The sequence below is a fragment of the Streptomyces sp. NPDC001292 genome, from assembly GCF_042896465.1.
Lineage (GTDB): Bacteria > Actinomycetota > Actinomycetes > Streptomycetales > Streptomycetaceae > Streptomyces.
In genome coordinates, this window is sequence record NZ_JBIAXG010000033.1 from 63,448 (window position 1) to 80,372 (window position 16,925).

General features: G+C 71.6%; 16 protein-coding genes. 4 read left to right on the forward strand and 12 right to left on the reverse strand.

Annotated elements, in window-relative coordinates; genetic code table 11:
- Positions 1-13 precede the first annotated feature (13 nt).
- From ACFY4A_RS29375 to mce, 7 genes are all read right to left on the reverse strand, one after another.
- Positions 14-889 carry an ABC transporter permease gene (locus tag ACFY4A_RS29375; RefSeq protein WP_390832357.1) on the reverse strand — a complete coding sequence of 292 codons (876 nt, stop codon included), beginning with the start codon at positions 887-889 and terminating at the stop codon, positions 14-16.
- A complete protein-coding gene (locus ACFY4A_RS29380) occupies positions 886-2,208 on the reverse strand; it encodes an ATP-binding cassette domain-containing protein (protein WP_390832358.1) in 1,323 nt (440 codons plus the stop codon). The genes ACFY4A_RS29375 and ACFY4A_RS29380 overlap by 4 nt, the downstream gene beginning before the upstream one ends.
- A 112-nt stretch (positions 2,209-2,320) precedes the next feature.
- On the reverse strand, positions 2,321-3,091 hold the full coding sequence (locus ACFY4A_RS29385; protein ID WP_390832359.1) for an ABC transporter permease: 771 nt from the start codon (positions 3,089-3,091) through the stop codon (positions 2,321-2,323).
- Positions 3,092-3,094: 3 nt separating this feature from the next.
- Positions 3,095-4,063, reverse strand: a complete 969-nt coding sequence (locus ACFY4A_RS29390) for an ABC transporter ATP-binding protein (protein WP_390832360.1) — start codon at positions 4,061-4,063, stop codon at positions 3,095-3,097.
- 103 nt (positions 4,064-4,166) lie between these two features.
- On the reverse strand, positions 4,167-5,102 hold the full coding sequence (locus ACFY4A_RS29395; RefSeq protein ID WP_390832361.1) for a cellulose-binding protein: 936 nt from the start codon (positions 5,100-5,102) through the stop codon (positions 4,167-4,169).
- 181 nt (positions 5,103-5,283) lie between these two features.
- On the reverse strand, positions 5,284-9,129 hold the full coding sequence (gene scy / locus ACFY4A_RS29400) for a polarized growth protein Scy (RefSeq protein ID WP_390832362.1): 3,846 nt from the start codon (positions 9,127-9,129) through the stop codon (positions 5,284-5,286).
- A gap of 234 nt (positions 9,130-9,363) precedes the next feature.
- On the reverse strand, positions 9,364-9,804 hold the full coding sequence (gene mce / locus ACFY4A_RS29405; RefSeq protein WP_390832363.1) for a methylmalonyl-CoA epimerase: 441 nt from the start codon (positions 9,802-9,804) through the stop codon (positions 9,364-9,366).
- 149 nt (positions 9,805-9,953) lie between these two features.
- Here mce and ACFY4A_RS29410 point away from each other — a divergent pair, with 149 nt between their 5' ends.
- Together ACFY4A_RS29410 and meaB are read left to right on the forward strand one after the other, a co-directional pair.
- Positions 9,954-11,162: an acetyl-CoA C-acetyltransferase gene (locus ACFY4A_RS29410; protein WP_390832364.1), complete on the forward strand. Its 1,209-nt coding sequence runs from the start codon at positions 9,954-9,956 to the stop codon at positions 11,160-11,162.
- A gap of 81 nt (positions 11,163-11,243) precedes the next feature.
- A complete protein-coding gene (gene meaB / locus ACFY4A_RS29415) occupies positions 11,244-12,200 on the forward strand; it encodes a methylmalonyl Co-A mutase-associated GTPase MeaB (protein ID WP_390832365.1) in 957 nt (318 codons plus the stop codon).
- An 85-nt stretch (positions 12,201-12,285) separates the two neighbouring features.
- On the opposite strand, the gene ACFY4A_RS29420 is transcribed toward meaB, so the two are convergent.
- The 4 genes from ACFY4A_RS29420 to ACFY4A_RS29435 all read right to left on the reverse strand — a co-directional run bounded on the left by ACFY4A_RS29420 (position 12,286) and on the right by ACFY4A_RS29435 (position 14,942).
- Positions 12,286-12,762 carry a MarR family winged helix-turn-helix transcriptional regulator gene (locus ACFY4A_RS29420; RefSeq protein WP_390832366.1) on the reverse strand — a complete coding sequence of 159 codons (477 nt, stop codon included), beginning with the start codon at positions 12,760-12,762 and terminating at the stop codon, positions 12,286-12,288.
- A 95-nt stretch (positions 12,763-12,857) separates the two neighbouring features.
- A complete protein-coding gene (locus tag ACFY4A_RS29425) occupies positions 12,858-13,661 on the reverse strand; it encodes an AIM24 family protein (RefSeq protein ID WP_390832367.1) in 804 nt (267 codons plus the stop codon).
- A complete protein-coding gene (locus ACFY4A_RS29430; RefSeq protein ID WP_390832368.1) occupies positions 13,658-14,308 on the reverse strand; it encodes an AIM24 family protein in 651 nt (216 codons plus the stop codon). Before ACFY4A_RS29430 ends, ACFY4A_RS29425 begins: the two co-directional genes overlap by 4 nt.
- Position 14,309: 1 nt before the next feature.
- Complete coding sequence (locus ACFY4A_RS29435) at positions 14,310-14,942, reverse strand: AIM24 family protein (RefSeq protein WP_390832369.1); 633 nt, start codon at positions 14,940-14,942, stop codon at positions 14,310-14,312.
- Positions 14,943-15,157: 215 nt separating this feature from the next.
- On the opposite strand from ACFY4A_RS29435, the gene ACFY4A_RS29440 reads away from it, so the two are divergent.
- Entirely contained in the window at positions 15,158-15,502 is a 345-nt protein-coding gene (locus ACFY4A_RS29440) for a DUF3817 domain-containing protein (protein WP_141358273.1), read from the forward strand.
- Positions 15,499-15,801, forward strand: a complete 303-nt coding sequence (locus ACFY4A_RS29445; RefSeq protein ID WP_390832370.1) for an MTH1187 family thiamine-binding protein — start codon at positions 15,499-15,501, stop codon at positions 15,799-15,801. The genes ACFY4A_RS29440 and ACFY4A_RS29445 overlap by 4 nt, the downstream gene beginning before the upstream one ends.
- A gap of 60 nt (positions 15,802-15,861) precedes the next feature.
- Here ACFY4A_RS29445 and ACFY4A_RS29450 read toward each other — a convergent pair whose 3' ends face one another.
- Positions 15,862-16,842 carry a DUF5937 family protein gene (locus ACFY4A_RS29450; protein WP_390832371.1) on the reverse strand — a complete coding sequence of 327 codons (981 nt, stop codon included), beginning with the start codon at positions 16,840-16,842 and terminating at the stop codon, positions 15,862-15,864.
- Between the last annotated feature and the right edge of the window lie 83 nt (positions 16,843-16,925).

A 16,925-nucleotide genomic window follows, 5' to 3' on the forward strand; every position in this document is an offset into this window, starting at 1 on the left:
TGGTTCCGGTCGCTCAGACGTCCCGCGTCCGCAGCAGGGCCCACGCGCCGGCGAACGCCGCGGCCGTCGCGCCCAGGAGGATCCACAGCGGGTCCCAGCCGGTCGGGCCGGAATCGGTGAGGGAGTTGGAGTAGAAGACGCTCAGCTGGTTCGGGATCGAGTACTCGAACAGGAACTGGCGCACCTTCTCCAGCGAGCGCGTGAACATGAACAGCGCGATCACCAGCGGGGCGAGCACGACACCGATCATGATCGTGATGGCGCCCGCCGAGTGCCGCAGCACCGAGCCGACGACGAGCGAGAACAGCCCGAGCAGGGCCATGTAGAGGCTCACGCCCACAGTGGCCTTGAACCACTCCGCGCCGGTGGGCTGCCGGGCGCCGGTGCCGTCGAGAATGGCCGTCTGCGCGAGACCGACCAGGCCGGTGGAGACCAGGGTCACCGTGAACGCGACCAGGAAGAACACCACAGCCTTGGCCGTGAGTACCCGACCGCGGCTCGGGCACGCCGTCATGGTGGTCCGGATCATGCCGGTTCCGTACTCCGAGGCCGTGGTCAGCACGCCGAGCGTCATGATGCAGATGCTGCCGAGCAGCAGTCCGAAGAAGCCCAGCGACAGGATGTTCTCGTCGCCTGCCACCTCCCCCGCGGAGTTGGCGATGACCAGCCCGGTCAGCAGCCCGATCCCGACCACGAGCAGGATGAACACCCCGAGCGTCCACATCGTGGAGCGCACCGACTTGATCTTCGTCCACTCCGAGGCGAGGGCGTGCGCGAGGTGCGTACGGACGACGGGGATCGGCGAGGTGTAGCCGGGCTGGGGGGAACCGGCCGCCGCCTCCCAGGCGGGCGGCGCGGCCTGCGGCACAGGAGTCTGCGGCGTGCTCATCGGGCGTCCTCGGGCTTGGTGGAGTCGGCGGCGGGGGCGGGCGCGGACGGCTGCGCGGGTGCGGCGGCGGGCGACGCCGCGGGGGACGCGGGCGCGGCCGGTGCGGCCCCTCCGTGCGGCGCGGTGGCGGGCTGGGCGGGCACCTGCGGCACCTGCGGCGCGCTCTGCGCGTACGGGTTCGGGACGCCGGCGCCGGGGGCGCCGTAGGGGCCGGGGTGGCCCGCGCCCGGAGCGGCGTACGGGTTCGGCTGCGCGCCGGGGGCGCCCTGCGGGCCCGCGTACGGCTGTCCGCCCGGCTGGGGCGGTGGCGGCGCGTACCAACCGGGCTGGCCCTGACCGGGAACCGGCATGGGCGGCTCGGCGCCGGGCGGCAGGGGCTGCATCAGCCCGGCCTTCTGGTCGATGGTGGAGCGGTAGTCGACGACCCCCTGGGTCATCCGCATGTACGCCTCCTCCAGCGAGGCCTGGTGCGGCGACAGCTCCCACAGGCGTACGTCCGCCTCGTGCGCGAGATCGCTGATGCGCGCCAGCGGCAGCCCGGTCACGCGCAGCGCGCCGTCCTGCTCGGGCAGCACGTGCCCGCCCGCCTCGGTCAGCGCGGACGTCAGCTTCTCCCGCTGCTGCGGCTCGGTGTCGGGCGTGCGGACCCGCGCGAAGTCCGCGGAGTTCGCGGAGATGAAGTCCGTCACACTCATGTCGGCGAGCAACTGTCCCCGCCCGATGACGATCAGATGGTCGGCGGTCAGCGCCATCTCGCTCATCAGGTGACTGGAGACGAACACGGTCCGTCCCTCCGCCGCGAGGGACTTCATCAGATTGCGCACCCAGAGGATGCCCTCGGGGTCGAGTCCGTTCACCGGCTCGTCGAACAGCAGCACCCGCGGGTCGCCGAGCAGCGCGGCGGCGATGCCGAGCCGCTGGCCCATGCCGAGGGAGAAGCCCTTGGAGCGCCTCTTCGCCACGTCCTGGAGGCCGACGACGCCGAGCACCTCGTCGACGCGGCGGGCCGGGATGCCGGACAACTGGGCCAGGGACAGCAGGTGGTTGCGCGCGGACCGCCCGCCGTGCACCGCCTTCGCGTCCAGCAGGGCGCCGACCTGGCGGGGCGCGTTCGGCAGCGTGCGGTACGGATGGCCGCCGATCGTCACCGTCCCCGAGGTGGGGTTGTCCAGCCCCAGGATCATCCGCATCGTCGTCGACTTGCCCGAGCCGTTCGGGCCGAGGAAGCCGGTGACGGCACCCGGCCGTACCTGGAAGGAGAGGTTGTGCACGGCGGTCTTGTCGCCATAGCGCTTGGTCAGGCCGACTGCCTCGATCATGCTCCGCACCCATCGAACGGTTCAGGTCAGCGGGGCACACGCCCCCGTAAGGGTTAGGAGGATATCCGGGAGCTGACGGTTCCACCCAAAAGAAAGTAAAAGCGTGCCGTGCTCAGGCGTCCCGCTTGCGCAGCAGTACGTACCCTCCGGCGAGCGCCGCGATCACCCACAGCAGCATGATCCCGAGGCCGCCCCAGGGACCGTAGGGGGTGTCGTCGCCGACCCGGGGCACCACCTGCATGATGCGGTTGCCGGCCTGGTCGGGCAGGAACCGGCCGACCTTCTTCGTCGCCGAGACGTTGCCGAGGATGTTGGAGATCAGGAAGAAGAAGGGCATCAGGATGCCCAGCGACAGCATCGGCGAGCGCAGCATCACGGTGACGCCCATGGAGAACATGGCGATGAGGGTCATGTAGAGGCCGCCGCCGACGACCGCGCGCAGCACACCCGGCTCGCCGAGGGAGGTGCCGAGCGATCCGAGCATGGCCTGCCCGAGGAAGAACGAGGCGAAGCTGGTGACCATGCCGACCACGAGGGCCAGCCCGGCCGCCACCGCCACCTTGCTCGCCAGGAAGGCACCGCGCTGCGGGACGGCGGCCAGCGAGGTGCGGATCATGCCGGTGCTGTACTCGTTGGACACCACCAGCACCGCGAACACGATCATCGCCAGCTGGCCGAGGCCCATGCCGGCGAAGCTGACGTAGGTGGGGTCGAAGGAGACCCGGTCCCGGGCGTGCGTGTTGCCGAACTCGTGCTTCGACAGGGCCGAGAGCAGCATGCCGAGGGCGATCGTGACGACCGCCGTCAGGGACAGCGTCCACACCGTGGACGCCACCGACCGGATCTTGGTCCACTCGGACCTGATGACCTGAGTCGCCGTCATCGCTCAGCCCTCCTTCTCGCTGCCGGCGCCCCACGGCTGGGCGGGCGCCCCTTCCGGCGCGGCCCCTTCGGCGTGCGCGTGGTACTCCACCGCCCCGGCCGTCAGCCGCATGAACGCCTCCTCCAACGACGACTGCTGACTGCTCAGCTCGTGCAGCACGACCTGGTGCTGTGCGGCCAGCTCGCCGATGCGCTCCGCCTTGCCGCCCTCGATCTCAAGCAGGCCGCCCTCGCCCGGCACGGCCGTGATCCCGGCCTCGTGCAGCACGTCGAGCAGGCGCTCGCGCTGCGGGGTGCGGACCCGGACGTGGGAACGGGAGTTCCGCTCGATGAAGTCGGCCATGGAGGTGTCGGCGAGCAGCCGGCCCTGGCCGATGACGACGAGGTGATCGGCGGTCAGCGCCATCTCGCTCATCAGGTGTGAGGAGACGAACACCGTACGGCCCTGGGCGGCGAGGGACTTCATCAGGCCGCGGATCCAGTGGATGCCCTCGGGGTCGAGTCCGTTGACCGGCTCGTCGAACATCAGGATCCGCGGGTCGCCGAGCAGCGCGCCGGCGATGCCGAGCCGCTGGCTCATGCCGAGCGAGAAACCCTTCGCCTTCTTCCGCGCCACCGGGGTCAGGCCGACGGTGTCCAGGACCTCGTTCACCCGTTGGGTGGGGATGCCGTTGCTCTGGGCGAGGCACAGCAGGTGGTTGTAGGCGCTGCGCCCGCCGTGCATGGCCTTGGCGTCCAGCAGGGCGCCGATGTACGTCAGCGGGTCCTTGAGCTCGTGGTAGTGCCGCCCGTCGATGCGGACGTACCCGGAGGTGGGACGGTCGAGGCCGAGGATCATCCGCATCGTCGTGGACTTCCCGGCGCCGTTGGGCCCGAGGAATCCGGTGACGGTGCCCGGTCGGACGGTGAAGGTGAGGCCGTCGACCGCCAGCTTCTCTCCGTACCGCTTGGTCAACCCCTCCAGTTCGATCATGACAGTCACGCTAGAACGCCGCGAAGCTCCCCGCCACCCCTGGGGCGGAGAGCTTCGCGGTCAGCGGCGTATGTCGGCCGCCGTCAGGCCCGGTGAACGCGGGTCAGCGGGACTGCTGGGCGGGAACGCCGCGGGAGATCGGCTCGTCCTCGGTCGGCGTGCCCGCGGCGGCCACCGCGGCACCGGTCAGGGTCGCCAGCATCTCGCGCACGTTCGTCAGCTGAGCGTTGATGGAGTCGCGGCGGTTGGTGAGCGCCGCGAGCTCGCGCTCGGATTCCGAACGGATGCGGTCCGCCTTGGCGTTGGCGTCCGCCACGATGTCCTCGGCCTGGCGCTGGGCCGTCTCCACCGTCTGGCGGGCGCGGCGCTCGGCGTCGGTGCGCAGCTTCTCCGCCTCCAGGCGCAGCTGCTCGGCGCGGTGCTCGATCTCCGCCAGCCGCTTCTCGGCCTTGGCCTGACGGGAGGCCAGGTCCCGCTCGGACTGCTCGCGCCGCTTGGCGAGGTTCGTCTCGAAGTCGGCGGCGGCCTGCGCGGCCTTGGCGCGGGTCTCCTCGAAGAGGGCGTCCGCCTCCTCCCGCTTGGACTGCGCGTCCTTCTGCGCATCGGCGCGCAGCTGCGAGGCCTCGCCCTTGGCCTTCTCGACGATCCGGACGCCCTCGTCCTCGGCCTTGGCCTTGCGGTCCGCGGCGAAGGACTCGGCGTCGTTGCGGACCTGCTGGGCCGCCGACTCGGCCAGTTCGCGGTGCTGCTCGGCCGCGCGCCGGGCCTCCTCACGCAGATCCTTGGCCTCCTCCTCGGCGAGGCGGAGGATCTTCTCGACCCGCGCGCCGAGGCCCGCGTACGACGGCTCGGCGTCGCCGATCTGGGCCTGGGCGTTCTGCGTCTCGAGATGGAGCTCCTCGATGCGCTTCTCCAGGGCGGTGATGCGGGCGAGAGCACTGTCACGGTCGGAGACGAGCTTGGAGATACGTTCGTCCACCTGAGCGCGGTCGTACCCACGCCGCACAAGCTCGAAGCCGTAGGGGGAAGTGTCGCTCATGGGGTTCCTGTCCGAATGAGACCGGTGAGGTGATAGGTGGAATCCTAGGGGCCGAAGCGGTGTGTCATCGAGCGGATACGTGTTTGATCTGGAGAATGACACCTCTTTTGAGTGGCTGACCGTTCCAGGGCTTGCCAAAGAACGGGTCAAAGCACCCAGAAGGCCGGAATCCGCCTACAGGCTAGCCGTCTGACGACTTGCCACCCGACCGGGGTGCCCCCACCGTCGCGCCGGCCTTCACAGCGCCGTCCTTCCCGGACGGCGCCTCGAACGACTCCAGTGCCTCCAGCACGTCCTGGACCCGGGAGATCTCGGTGTTGATGTCCTCGCGCCGGCGCACCAGGATCTCCAGCTCGCGCTTGCCCTCCTCGACCGTGCGCCGGGCCTCGCGGACCGCCTCGGCCTTGAGCTCCTCGGCCTCCTTCACGAGCGTGGCCTTCTTCTGCTCGGCCTCCTTCAGCAGCCCCTCGGCCTTCTTCACCGCGGCGATCCGCACCTTGCCCGCCTCGGAGTTGGCCTCCGAGACGATCTCCTTCGCCTTGGCCTGCGCCTTGGCCAGCTGCTCCTCGGCCGCCTTGATGAGCACGTCGCAGCGGTCGCCCGCCGACTTCATCGTCTCGGCCGCCTCGCGGCGGGCCCGCTCGTGCAGCTCCTCGATCTCGGTCGTCAGGCGCTCGCGCAGCTCCTCCGCGCGCTCCCGGATCCGGGTGGCGTCCCGGCGGGCGCCGACGAGCAGCTCGTCCGCGTCCGTACGGGCCTTCTCCACCGTGGTGTTGCCCTCGACCTTCGCCTCGGACAGGATCCGCTCGGCCTCCTTGCGGGCCGCGCCCACCATCGTGTCGGCCTGGGACTCGGCGTCGGCCTTCGTCCTGACCGCGCTCGCCTGCGCCTCGGTGAGCAGCTTGTCGGCCTCGGCGGTGGTCTCGGTGATGAGCGTGTCGACCTGCTCTGCGGCTTCCGAGCGACGCTTGTTGGCGTCCCGGCGGGCCTCGTCCAGGGTCCGCTCGGCCTCCTCGCGGGCCGCGCCCACCAGTCGCTCGGCCTCCGCCCGCGCCTCGGACCTGACCCGATCGGACTCGGCGCGGACCCGCTCGGCGTGCGCCTGCGCGGAGCCGACCGTCTCGGCGGCGTCGGCACGCAGCCGCTCCGCGTCCCCGGTGGCGTCCGAGATCAGCTTCTCCGCCTTGGCGACGGACTCGGCGCGCACCCGGTCGGTCTCCGCGACGGTCTCCGTCTGGAGCCGCTCCGCCTCCGAGCGCGCCTCGGAGATGAGCGTGTCCGCCTGGGTGGCCGCCTCCGACCGGATGCGGTTGGCGTCCTCGCGGGCCTGCGCGCGGGTGCGCGAGGCGTCCTGCTCGGCCTGCGCGATGGTGTCGGAGGCCTCCGTGCGCACCCGCTGGGCGTGCTCGGAGACGTCCGCGCGGATCCGCTCCGCCTCCGCGATCGCCTCGGACACGGTCCGCTCGGCGAGCACCTTGGCGGCCTCGGTCTCCTCCCGCGCCTCGTGCCGCAGCCGGCCCGCGTCCTCGCTCGCCCGCTCCCGCTCGGCGTAGGCGTCGGTGCGGACCCGGTCCGCCTCCTCCTCGGCCTCCCGGCGGGTCCGCTCCGCCGCGTGCTCGGCGGCCGAACGCAGCCCGGCGATCTCCTCCTGCGCCTGCTCGTGCAGCCCGGCGACGGAGTCCCGCACCTGCTGCGCGTGCTGCTCGGCGGCCGACACCATCTCGGTGGCGCGCCGGTCGGCCTCCTCCACCAGACGGATGGCCTCGGCCTGTGCCTCCTCCACCCGCTTGCGCGCCGAGGCCAGCAGCTCCTCGCTCTGCTCGCGGGCCCGCTCGCGCTCCTGGTCGGCCTCGGCGCGCGCGGCACCGAGCAGTTCCTCGGCCTCGCGGCGGCGCCGGGCGGCCTCCTCCTGGGCGGCGGCCAGCGTCTCCGACGCCTCCGTGCCCAGCCGCTCCGCGGCGGCCTGCGCCTCCGCGCGCACCCGGTCCGCGGTGTCCTGCGCCTCCGCCTTGAGCCGCTCGGCCTCCGCCGCGGCCTCCGACCGCAGCCGTACGGCCACGGCCTCGCCCTCGGCGCGGAAGGCGGACGCGTCGGCGGCGGCCTCGGTGCGCAGCCGCTCGGCCTCCGTCTCCACCTGCTGTTGCAGCGTCCGGATGCGCTCGGCGGCCTCGGTGCGCAGCCGCTCGGCCTCCTCCGCCGCCTCGCGACGGATGCGGGAGGCCTCCTCGCGGGCGTCGCTCAGCGCCTTCTCGGCGTCCGCCAGCCGCTCCTCGGCCTCGGTGTGCAGCCGGGTGAACTCCTCGGTGGCCTCCGCCTTCCGGGCGGCGACCGCCTGCTCGGTCTCCTCGCGCAGCTCGCGCGCGGCCCGCTCGGCGTCCGCCTTGACCGACTCGGCCTGCTCGGCGGCCTCGGCGCGGTGCCGCTCGGCCTCCTTGCGGGTGCGCTCCAGGGTCTCCTCGGCCTGCCGGCGCAGCGTGGTGGCCCGCTCGATGGCCTCGGTGCGGACCTTCTCGCTGTCGCTCTGCGCGGTGCCGCGCAGCTCGTCGGCGTCGGCCTTCGCCTTGGCCAGCAGTTCCTCGGCGGACTTGGCCGCCTCCTCGATCTGCAGCACGGCCTCGCGCCGGGCCTCGGCGCGGATCTTCTCGCCCTCGGCGACCGCGTCGGCCCGCAGCTGCTCGGCCTCGCCGCGCAGCCGGCGGGCCTCCTCCTGGAGCTCGACCGTCTTGGCGCGGTACTCCTTGGTGTCGTCCTTGGCGGCGCCCTTGAGCTGCTCGGCGATGTCGTGCGCCTCGGCGCGCAGCCGGTCCGCCTCGGCCTCGGCCTCCTTGCGGATCCGCTCGGCCTCCTCGGCCGCCGCCTTCGTGGTCCTCTTGGCGTTCTCAGCGGCCTTGTTCAGCACGTCCTCGGCGGTCTTCGCCGCCTTGGACAGCTGGGTGGCACTCTCCTCGGCGGTGATCGTACGGGCCTTCTCGGAGGCCTCCGCGACGATCTTCTCCGCCTCGGCGCGGGCGTCCGCGACCAGCTGCTCGGCCTCCGACTTGGTGGCCTCGGCCTCCTTGGTGGCCTCCTGGACCAGCCGGGCGACCTGCTCCTTGGCGGTGCGGGTGCGCTGCTCGTTGGCCGACTCGGCGCCGGCGAGCGCCTTGGCCGCGGACTCCTTGGCCTCGGTGACCAGCTTCTCGGCCTCGGTCTGCGCCTTGCGCAGCGCGTCCTCGGCCTCGGCCATGCGCTGCTCGGCGGCCCGGCTCAGCTCGGCGGACCGGCGGCGGGCGGCGTCCGACTCGCTGGCGGTGGCGGAGCGCAGCTGCTCGGCGTGGTCGGTGGCCTCCTGGGCCTGGGTGGAGGCGGCGTTCAGCAGCCGTTCGGCGTCGGTGCGGGCGCGGCGCAGGATCTGCTCGGCCTCCGCGCGGGCCGCCTCGGCCTCGCTCTGCAACCGCTGCCGGGCCTCGGCGGCCAGCCGCTCGGCCTCCGCGCGGGCCGCGGACATGGCCTGCTCGGCCTCGGCGCGGGACTCGTCCAGCAGACGCCGGGCCTGCTGCTCGGTGCGGGCGCGCAGCTGCTCCGCCCACGCCACGTTCTCGTTGACGTGCGACTCGACGGTCTGCCGACGCTCGGCGAGCTCCTGGTCGAGCTGCTGGCGCCGGTTGACCGCCTCGGCGTGCAGCTCGGCCTGAAGGCGCGCGGCCTGCTCCGCGTGCTCCTGGAGGATGCGCTGGGTCTGTGCCCGGGCCTGGCTCAACTCGCGCTCGGCGTCTGCGCGGATCTGGTCGGCCTGCACTTGCGCGTTGCGCAGCAGCTGCTCGGCCTGGTAGCCGAGGTCGGCGCTGTCGTAGGCGGGCCGGGTCATGATGGTGCGGCGCGCCTCGTGCAGCTTGGCGCGCAGCACCTCGACCTGGTAGCCGAGGTCCTCGGCGTGCTGGATCGCCTTTTCCCGCTCGGTCTTCAGCCGATCCATCTCGGCCTCGAACCGAGAGAGGTGGTCGACGTCAGCCGCCGGCTCTCGCTCCTGGCGTTCGTAGCCCCGCACTGCGCGGTCCCATCCGTCCCCTGGTCGCAAGCCTGTCCAAACGAGCTCCGTCCATCCGCCGAACGGGGCCCCCGGGAAATGGTGTCAGATCAACAGCGGAGCACGGGCTGCTGCCCCGCCGCTCGTCCCCCGAAACACGGACCCCGGCGGTCCTGTCGCTCTTGACGGCAGGACCGGGTCGTCCCCGCGCGGGGGACGACCGCCCCCAACCCTACCGGCCCTTATGTACGGGAGTCAGTGCTCAGCCGACTCAACAGGCGCCGAAGTGACCAGTTCTGTCAGGACACCATGGCAATCCTTGGGGTGCAGGAAGGTGATCCGGGACCCCATGGAGCCGCGTCGCGGCTCGTCGTACAGAACGCGTACGCCCTTGTCGCGGGCGGCGGCCGCGTCCGCGTCGACGTCCGCCGTGCCGAAGGCGATGTGGTGCACGCCCTCGCCGTTCTTCGCGAGCCACTTCGCGACGGTGGAGTCCTCGCGGGTCGGTTCGAGGAGTTGCAGGTAGGAAGCCCCGCCGTCGGAGGTGTCGTTGATCTTGAGCATGGCCTCGCGCACGCCCTGCTCCTCGTTGACCTCGGTGTGGAACACCTCGAAGCCGTACGTGGCCCGGTAGAACTCGACGGTGGCGTCGAGGTCGTGGCAGGCGATCCCGATGTGGTCGATTCGCGTCAGCATGGATTCAGTGCAACGCCACCGGGGTGGTTACGCAACGTGCGCGCGATCACACCGACGGCCCGATGACGGGGCGGAGTACCGCTCAGTACATTCGAAGTAAACCCTCGTTCACTCCTCGGCCGTGCAGGCCGGTAAGGGGATCGCAGCTCATGACTTCTGGAACTTCCGGTACGACCGGCTCGGTGATCGTCGCGGGCGCGAGGACGCCCATGGGACGGCTGCTGGGCTCGCTGAAGTCCTTCTCGGGAGCCGACCTCGGCGGCTTCGCGATCAAGGCCGCCCTCGACCGCGCGGGGATCGGGGGCGACCAGGTGCAGTACGTGATCATGGGCCAGGTGCTGCAGGCGGGGGCGGGGCAGATCCCCGCTCGCCAGGCCGCTGTCAAGGCCGGCATCCCGATGAGCGTCCCGGCGCTCACCATCAACAAGGTGTGCCTGTCCGGTCTGGACGCCATCGCGCTCGCCGACCAGTTGATCCGTGCGGGTGAGTTCGACGTGGTCGTGGCCGGCGGCCAGGAGTCCATGACCAACGCCCCCCACCTCCTGCCGAAGTCCCGCGAGGGCTACAAGTACGGCGCGGTGGAGATGCTGGACGCGATGGCCCACGACGGCCTGACCGACTCCTTCGAGGGCATCGCCATGGGCGCCTCGACGGAGAAGCACAACACCCGCCTGGGCATCGGGCGCGCCGAGCAGGACGAGATCGCCGCCCTGTCCCACCAGCGGGCCGCCGCCGCGCAGAAGAACGGTGTCTTCGAGGCCGAGATCACCCCGGTGGAGCTCCCGCAGCGCAAGGGCGACCCGGTCCTGTTCAGCAAGGACGAGGGCATCCGGGGCGACACCACGGCCGAAGGCCTGGCCAAGCTGCGCCCGGCCTTCGCCAAGGACGGCACGATCACCGCCGGCTCCTCCTCGCAGATCTCCGACGGCGCCGCGGCCGTGGTCGTGATGAGCAAGGCCAAGGCCGAGGAGCTGGGCCTGGAGTGGATCGCCGAGATCGGCGCCCACGGAAACGTCGCCGGCCCGGACAACTCCCTGCAGTCCCAGCCCTCCAACGCCATCCTGCACGCCCTGAAGAAGGAGGGTCTGGAGGTCTCCGACCTGGACCTCGTCGAGATCAACGAGGCGTTCGCCGCCGTGGCCGTGCAGTCAATGAAGGACCTCGGCGTGTCCACGGAAAAGGTGAACGTGAACGGCGGCGCCATCGCCCTGGGTCACCCGATCGGGATGTCCGGCGCCCGTCTTGTGCTGCACCTGGCGCTGGAGCTGAAGCGGCGCGGCGGCGGCGTCGGCGCGGCCGCGCTGTGCGGCGGCGGCGGTCAGGGCGACGCGCTGATCGTCCGGGTGCCGAAGGCCTGAGCCGGGTAACGCTCGACCGACCTCATTCGTAGGACCTCTCGTACGCGGACCGCGTACGTGGATCACGTGAACGGAGCTGTGATGCAGGACGTCTCCTCTCTGGTGGCCCAGGCCAGGGAAGGCCGGCCGAGGGCCGTGGCCCGGCTGATCTCCTTGGTGGAGGGGGCGTCCCCGCAGTTGCGGGAGGTCATGCGCACGCTCGCGCCCCTGACCGGCAACGCGTACGTCGTCGGTCTGACCGGCTCCCCGGGCGTGGGCAAGTCGACGTCCACGTCCGCGCTGGTGACGGCGTACCGCAAGCAGGGCAAGCGGGTCGGCGTCCTGGCCGTCGACCCGTCCTCGCCCTTCTCCGGCGGCGCGCTGCTCGGCGACCGGGTGCGGATGTCGGAGCACGCCTCCGACCCGGGCGTCTACATCCGCTCCATGGCCACCCGCGGTCATCTGGGCGGGCTCGCGTGGGCCGCCCCGCAGGCGATCCGCGTCCTGGACGCGGCGGGCTGCGACGTGATCCTGGTCGAGACGGTCGGCGTCGGCCAGTCGGAGGTGGAGATCGCCTCCCAGGCCGACACGTCCGTCGTCCTGCTGGCCCCGGGGATGGGCGACGGCATCCAGGCGGCCAAGGCCGGCATCCTCGAGATCGGCGACGTCTACGTCGTCAACAAGGCCGACCGGGACGGCGCGGACGCCACCGCCCGCGAGCTGAACCACATGCTGGGCCTGGGCGAGGCCCGCGGCCCCGGCGACTGGCGCCCGCCCATCGTCAAGACGGTCGCCGCGCGCGCCGAGGGCGTCGACGAGGTCGTCGAGGCGCTGGAGAAGCACCGGGCCTGGATGGAGGAGCGGGGCGTCCTGGCGGAGCGCCGCCGCGCCCGCGCCGCCCGCGAGGTGGAGACCATCGCGGTCACGGCCCTGCGCGAACGCATCGGCGACCTGCACGGCGACCGCCGTCTGAGCGCCCTCGCGGAGCGGATCGTCGCCGGCGAGCTGGACCCGTACCAGGCGGCCGACGAACTGGTGGCGGGCCTGACCGAGGCCTGACCCGCCCCTGGTGAACCAGGTGACACGGAAGGCGGAGCCCTGAGGGCTCCGCCTTCCCCGCGTGCGGGGTGGTCGTGCGGGCTGGCTACGCGCTGCCCCGCTGACCCCGCAGATGCTGGGCGATCGGCTTCAGGGCCTTGTCCAGCTCCACCAGCGTCTCGTGGTCGAGCAGATCGATGAAGTGCCTCCGCACGGACGCCACATGGTGCGGCGCGACCTTCTGCATGGTCTCCATGCCGTGCTCGGTGAGGACCGCGTACAGGCCGCGGCGGTCGGACTCGCAGTTCTCACGGCGCACCAGGTTCGCGTTCTCCATGCGGGTGATCTGGTGCGAGAGGCGGCTCTTGGACTGGAGGGTGGCGGACGCGAGGTCACTCATGCGCATCCGTACGTCCTCCGACTCGGAGAGATTCACCAGGATCTCGTAGTCGTTCATCGTCAGGCCGAACGGCTGCAAGTCCTTTTCGAGCTGGTACGTCAACAGCCTGTTGACCTCCAGGTGGGTGCGCCAGGCGCACTGCTCCGCATCGGTCAGCCAGCGCGTGGCCGTCTCGGTCTCCATGAATGAAGTCTACCTAAGAAGTTGAAAGGCTAACTAGTGAGGGGTGGTGGAACGTGGCGCGCACGCGTTCGATGTCACACTCCGCAGACTACCGCTCACACACCGAAGCGACGCTGGAGATCTCCCAGCTGTCCGGGAAGGCGCGATTGACCGGCCTGCTGTCCGCGGGTTCCGGACACCCTTCCTCCTGCGGGTACCCCGGGCTCCTCCGGGAGCACCCCCGCCGCCTGTTCGGCCATCAGGCTCTCGCTCGACTGCAGAAGGACCGTCCCGGCTCCCACGAACTCGAACTGGTGCTCCTCCCCGGAGACCGGCCCGAGGCCCGTCATCGAACGCAGCCCGCCCAGTACGCCGGTCAGGTACCCGTGGTCGTAGTGATGGCACGGGGACGGGCAGTCGGCCCAGCCGACCAGCGCCTGCGGGTCCACCCGGATCGGGGGCTCCATGAACACCACCGGCCCGTTGGACGCGGCCACGAACTTTCCGGTTCCGATGAGGGTCAGAAAGCCGGGCACGATGGACTGCTTGAGCGCCAGACTTGGCTGAAAAGTGAGCAGATTGCCGGAGCGAATGGTCAGATTGCCGTCGTCCAGGTCGAAGGAGTTGACATCGAAGGCCCGGTCGGCGAGCAGCATCCGGCCCGAGCCCTCGGCCACCACCCAGTCGCTCGCGTGCAGAGGCGAATGAAAGGCCGTACGGACCAGACGGTCCAGCCGGCCGTGCCCGATGCCGTTGAACTCGATCGCCCCGTAGTAGGCGATCATCTTCCCCTTCTGGAGGAACCACTGGCTCCCCTTGAGCTCCACGCAGAAGGTGTACGGGTTCACGTTGTCGTCGGCCGGCAGGGTCGTCGGATCGTGGACCACCGGCCCGGCACCGGGCGTTCCGTACGCGCTCACAGCTTCTCCTCCGACGCCTGGACGTACACCGTGCCGTTGCCGCTCAGCTCCAGCTGGAAGCCCTCGCCGGAGCCGCGTCCCACCATCTCGCGCCAGCCCAGCGCGGTGGACAGCTTGTTGCGGACGTCGCCGTGGTGGGCGACGTAGGCCTGCGGGTCGACGTGGACGGGGCGCTGCGGGGTGATCGGCACCTGGAAGACGCCGCCGTGCGCCATGACGGCCACCGAGCCGTGTCCCTGGAGGGTCGTGGTGAACAGTCCCTGGCCCGTCACCTGGCCCCGCACCATGCCCATGACCCCGCCCTGCGAGCCCATGAACATCGTGCCCTGCCGGAGCGTGCCCTCGAAGGCGAGCAGGCGGTCCGCCTCCACGTACAACGTGTCACCCGTCATCTCGATCACGTGCACATGGTGGCCGCCGTGCCCGAAGAACACCGTGCCGCTGCCCTCCACGGTCATCAGCGGCGTCGCCTCACCCGCCACCCGGCGCCCGATCATCGACATCAGACCGCCCTGACCACCCTGGATGTCGGGCGTGAACGCCACCTCACCCCGGTAGGCGAGCATCGCGCCGCGCTGACTGAACAGGCGCCGGCCGGGCACGACCGTCGCCTCGACCATTTTCGAGTTGATCTCCCGGAAGGTCATCTCACAGGTCCCCCGCGATCGTGTTCCGCTCGCTCGGCTGGACGTACACCAGCCCGTCCCCCTCGAACCGGATCTGGAAGGCCTCCCCGCCGCCCTCCCCGAGGAACGTGCGGAAGGTCACCCCGGACTGGAAGGACTGCCGGACGTTCCCCTGGTGCGCGACGTAGGCGCCGGGGTCGACGGTCAGCGGGTGCTGCGGGCTGACCCTGAGCACCACCGCCGGCCCGTCCGACATGATCGCCGCCTGCCCGTGCCCCTCGACCGTGGTCGTGAACAGCCCGTTGCCCTGCGAGGCGCCGCGCAGCCCCGTGAACGTGGTCCCCGTACGGAGCCCGGCGTCCGTCGCGAGCAGGTTGCTCGACTCCACGTACAGCTTGTCCCCCTGGAGCCGGACCAGATTGATCTCGGCCGCCCGGTCCGCGAACCAGCACGTACCGTGCCCCCGCACCTCCATCACGGTCATCTGCTCGCCGGTGAGCCGCCGCGTCACCATGCCGCGCAGTCCCTCGCCGCCACCGGTCAGCCTCTTGAAGGCCATCTGCCCGTCGTACGCGACCATCGAGCCGTTCTTCGCCTTCACGGCGTCCCCGGTCATGTCGACGGCGAGCACCCTGCTGTCTTGAAGTCGGAACATCGCCACGGAGCGAAGGTAGCGGTGGACGGGGGAGGCCGACAGGGCCCACGGGTGGACAACGACCCTGATTCACACCCTTACGGGAGCGTCGCGTACACCCCCTGACCGGACCCGTCCCGCGGGTTTGCCACAATGGACGAGCGTTTGTGCTCGCATTCACAAGCGGTCCGCGTCACTCCAGCGGCCCGCTGTCCGTCTCCCACCGAAGGTGACCCGTGGACATCAAGACCGCCACCGCCCTCCGCCGCCTCCGCCTGGTCTCCGCCCCCGAGGCGGTCTCCTTCCTCCTGCTGCTGGTCTGCTCGGTCCTGAAGCGGACCACCGACTTCAACGCGGTGCCCGTGATGGGCGCGATCCACGGCGTCCTGTTCATCCTGTACGTGATCTTCTGGGCCGACGCCTGGAACCGCGCCAAGTGGTCACTGGGGACCGCCGCCCTCTACTTCGTCCTCTCGGTCCTGCCCACCGGCGGCTTCTTCGCCGAGCGCAGGCTCAAGCGCGAGGCCGAGGACGCGGTGATCGCCTCCCGTGCCCGCCGCGAAGGAGTCGTGAACGCGTGATCGTCGCCTTTTCCGTGACCCCGCTGGGCGTCGGCGAGGACGTGGGGGAGTACGTCGCCGACGCCGTCCGGGTCGTCCGCGAGTCCGGTTTGCCCAACCGCACCGACGCGATGTTCACCTCCGTCGAGGGCGAGTGGGACGAGGTCATGGACGTCGTCAGGCGAGCCGTCGCCGCGGTGGAGGCACGCGCTCCGCGCGTCTCCCTGGTCCTCAAGGCGGACATCCGTCCCGGCGTGACGGACGGCCTCACCGCCAAGGTGGAGCGGGTCGAAAGGCACCTCGCCCAACAAGCGGAGTAGGCACCCGGCGGCGTGCCGCGGGACTCCCGTCCCGCCCGCGCCGCCCCGGTCGCGCGGGCCTCACCCGCCCGAGACCAGTGCCATCCCCAGCGGCGTGCGTTCGTACAGCACCTGGTGCCCGTACCGGCGGGACGTGAGCAGGCCCGCGTCCCGCAGCACCGTCAGATGCGCCGACACCGACGACGGAGCCAGGCTCAGACGGTGGGCCAGAGCCGTCGTCGTCGCCGGATCGGTCAGCGCGGCCAGCACCGCGGCCCGCCCCCGCCCCAGCAGCCGCACCAGGGCCTCGCCGCCCTCCGCGCCCCGCCGCGCCCACAGGCCCCCCAGCCCCCGCGCCGGGTACACCAGCGTGGGCTGCCAGGGCGGATCGAAGCCGCTGATCACGTCCGGCCAGGAGAACACGCTCGGCATCAGCACCAGCCCCTGTCCGTCGAGGTCGCGCCCGTGCTCGCCCGGCCAGTCGACCGTCAGCGTCCGCCCGTCCCAGGCCAGCCGCCGGTCCAGCTCCGGCAGCAGCGCCCCCAGCCCCACCTCGGCCAGCCGCCGCGAGTGGAAGGCCACATCGGCCTCCAGCAGCGCCCGCAGCCGCGGCCACTCCGGCTCGACCAGCGCATGCCACGCGGCCTCCATCAGATCGGCCAGCTCCCGCACCGCACGCGCCGGATCGGCGAGCATCGCCCGTCCCCGCGACGACTCCAGCGCACCCGGCGTATCGGCGAGCGCCCGCGCCAGATCCTCCCGCGCCGCCCGGGGGTCCGCCGCCCGCACCTGAGCGATCTCGTCCTCGAACACGGCCGCCGGCCCGATCGGCGGCGGCCCGAGGAAGTCGGGGCTGTGCCCGCGCCGGGGCATCAGCAGCCACAGCGGGGCGAGGTCCAGCCCCCGTGCGGCCTCCCGGATGCGACGCAGCCAGTGCGGGTGGTACCCGTGCCGGTCCGGCCGCCGCAGCGTCCGCACCGCCTCCTGCGTCTCCCACAGCGGCGACACCGCGAACCGGCACCGCATGAGGTCGTCGTCCCCGAAGTGCAGAAGGAACGGCACGGCACCCCCCGGGAAAGCAGGAAAGAAAGCAGGATTCGGCAGCGGCCGAAACTCTACGCCGCCCAACCCTCCCACCGGCACGC

Excerpts from the sequence above, each read along its gene's own strand:
- ACFY4A_RS29410 (WP_390832364.1), top strand. The coding sequence starts at position 9,954 with ATGACTTCTGGAACTTCCGGTACGACCGGCTCGGTGATCGTCGCGGGC.
- ACFY4A_RS29420 (WP_390832366.1), bottom strand. The coding sequence starts at position 12,762 with ATGGAGACCGAGACGGCCACGCGCTGGCTGACCGATGCGGAGCAGTGC.
- ACFY4A_RS29385 (WP_390832359.1), bottom strand. The coding sequence starts at position 3,091 with ATGACGGCGACTCAGGTCATCAGGTCCGAGTGGACCAAGATCCGGTCG.
- ACFY4A_RS29380 (WP_390832358.1), bottom strand. The coding sequence starts at position 2,208 with ATGATCGAGGCAGTCGGCCTGACCAAGCGCTATGGCGACAAGACCGCC.
- ACFY4A_RS29390 (WP_390832360.1), bottom strand. The coding sequence starts at position 4,063 with ATGATCGAACTGGAGGGGTTGACCAAGCGGTACGGAGAGAAGCTGGCG.
- ACFY4A_RS29395 (WP_390832361.1), bottom strand. The coding sequence starts at position 5,102 with ATGAGCGACACTTCCCCCTACGGCTTCGAGCTTGTGCGGCGTGGGTAC.
- ACFY4A_RS29435 (WP_390832369.1), bottom strand. The coding sequence starts at position 14,942 with ATGTTCCGACTTCAAGACAGCAGGGTGCTCGCCGTCGACATGACCGGG.
- mce (WP_390832363.1), bottom strand. The coding sequence starts at position 9,804 with ATGCTGACGCGAATCGACCACATCGGGATCGCCTGCCACGACCTCGAC.
- ACFY4A_RS29430 (WP_390832368.1), bottom strand. The coding sequence starts at position 14,308 with ATGACCTTCCGGGAGATCAACTCGAAAATGGTCGAGGCGACGGTCGTG.
- meaB (WP_390832365.1), top strand. The coding sequence starts at position 11,244 with ATGCAGGACGTCTCCTCTCTGGTGGCCCAGGCCAGGGAAGGCCGGCCG.
- ACFY4A_RS29375 (WP_390832357.1), bottom strand. The coding sequence starts at position 889 with ATGAGCACGCCGCAGACTCCTGTGCCGCAGGCCGCGCCGCCCGCCTGG.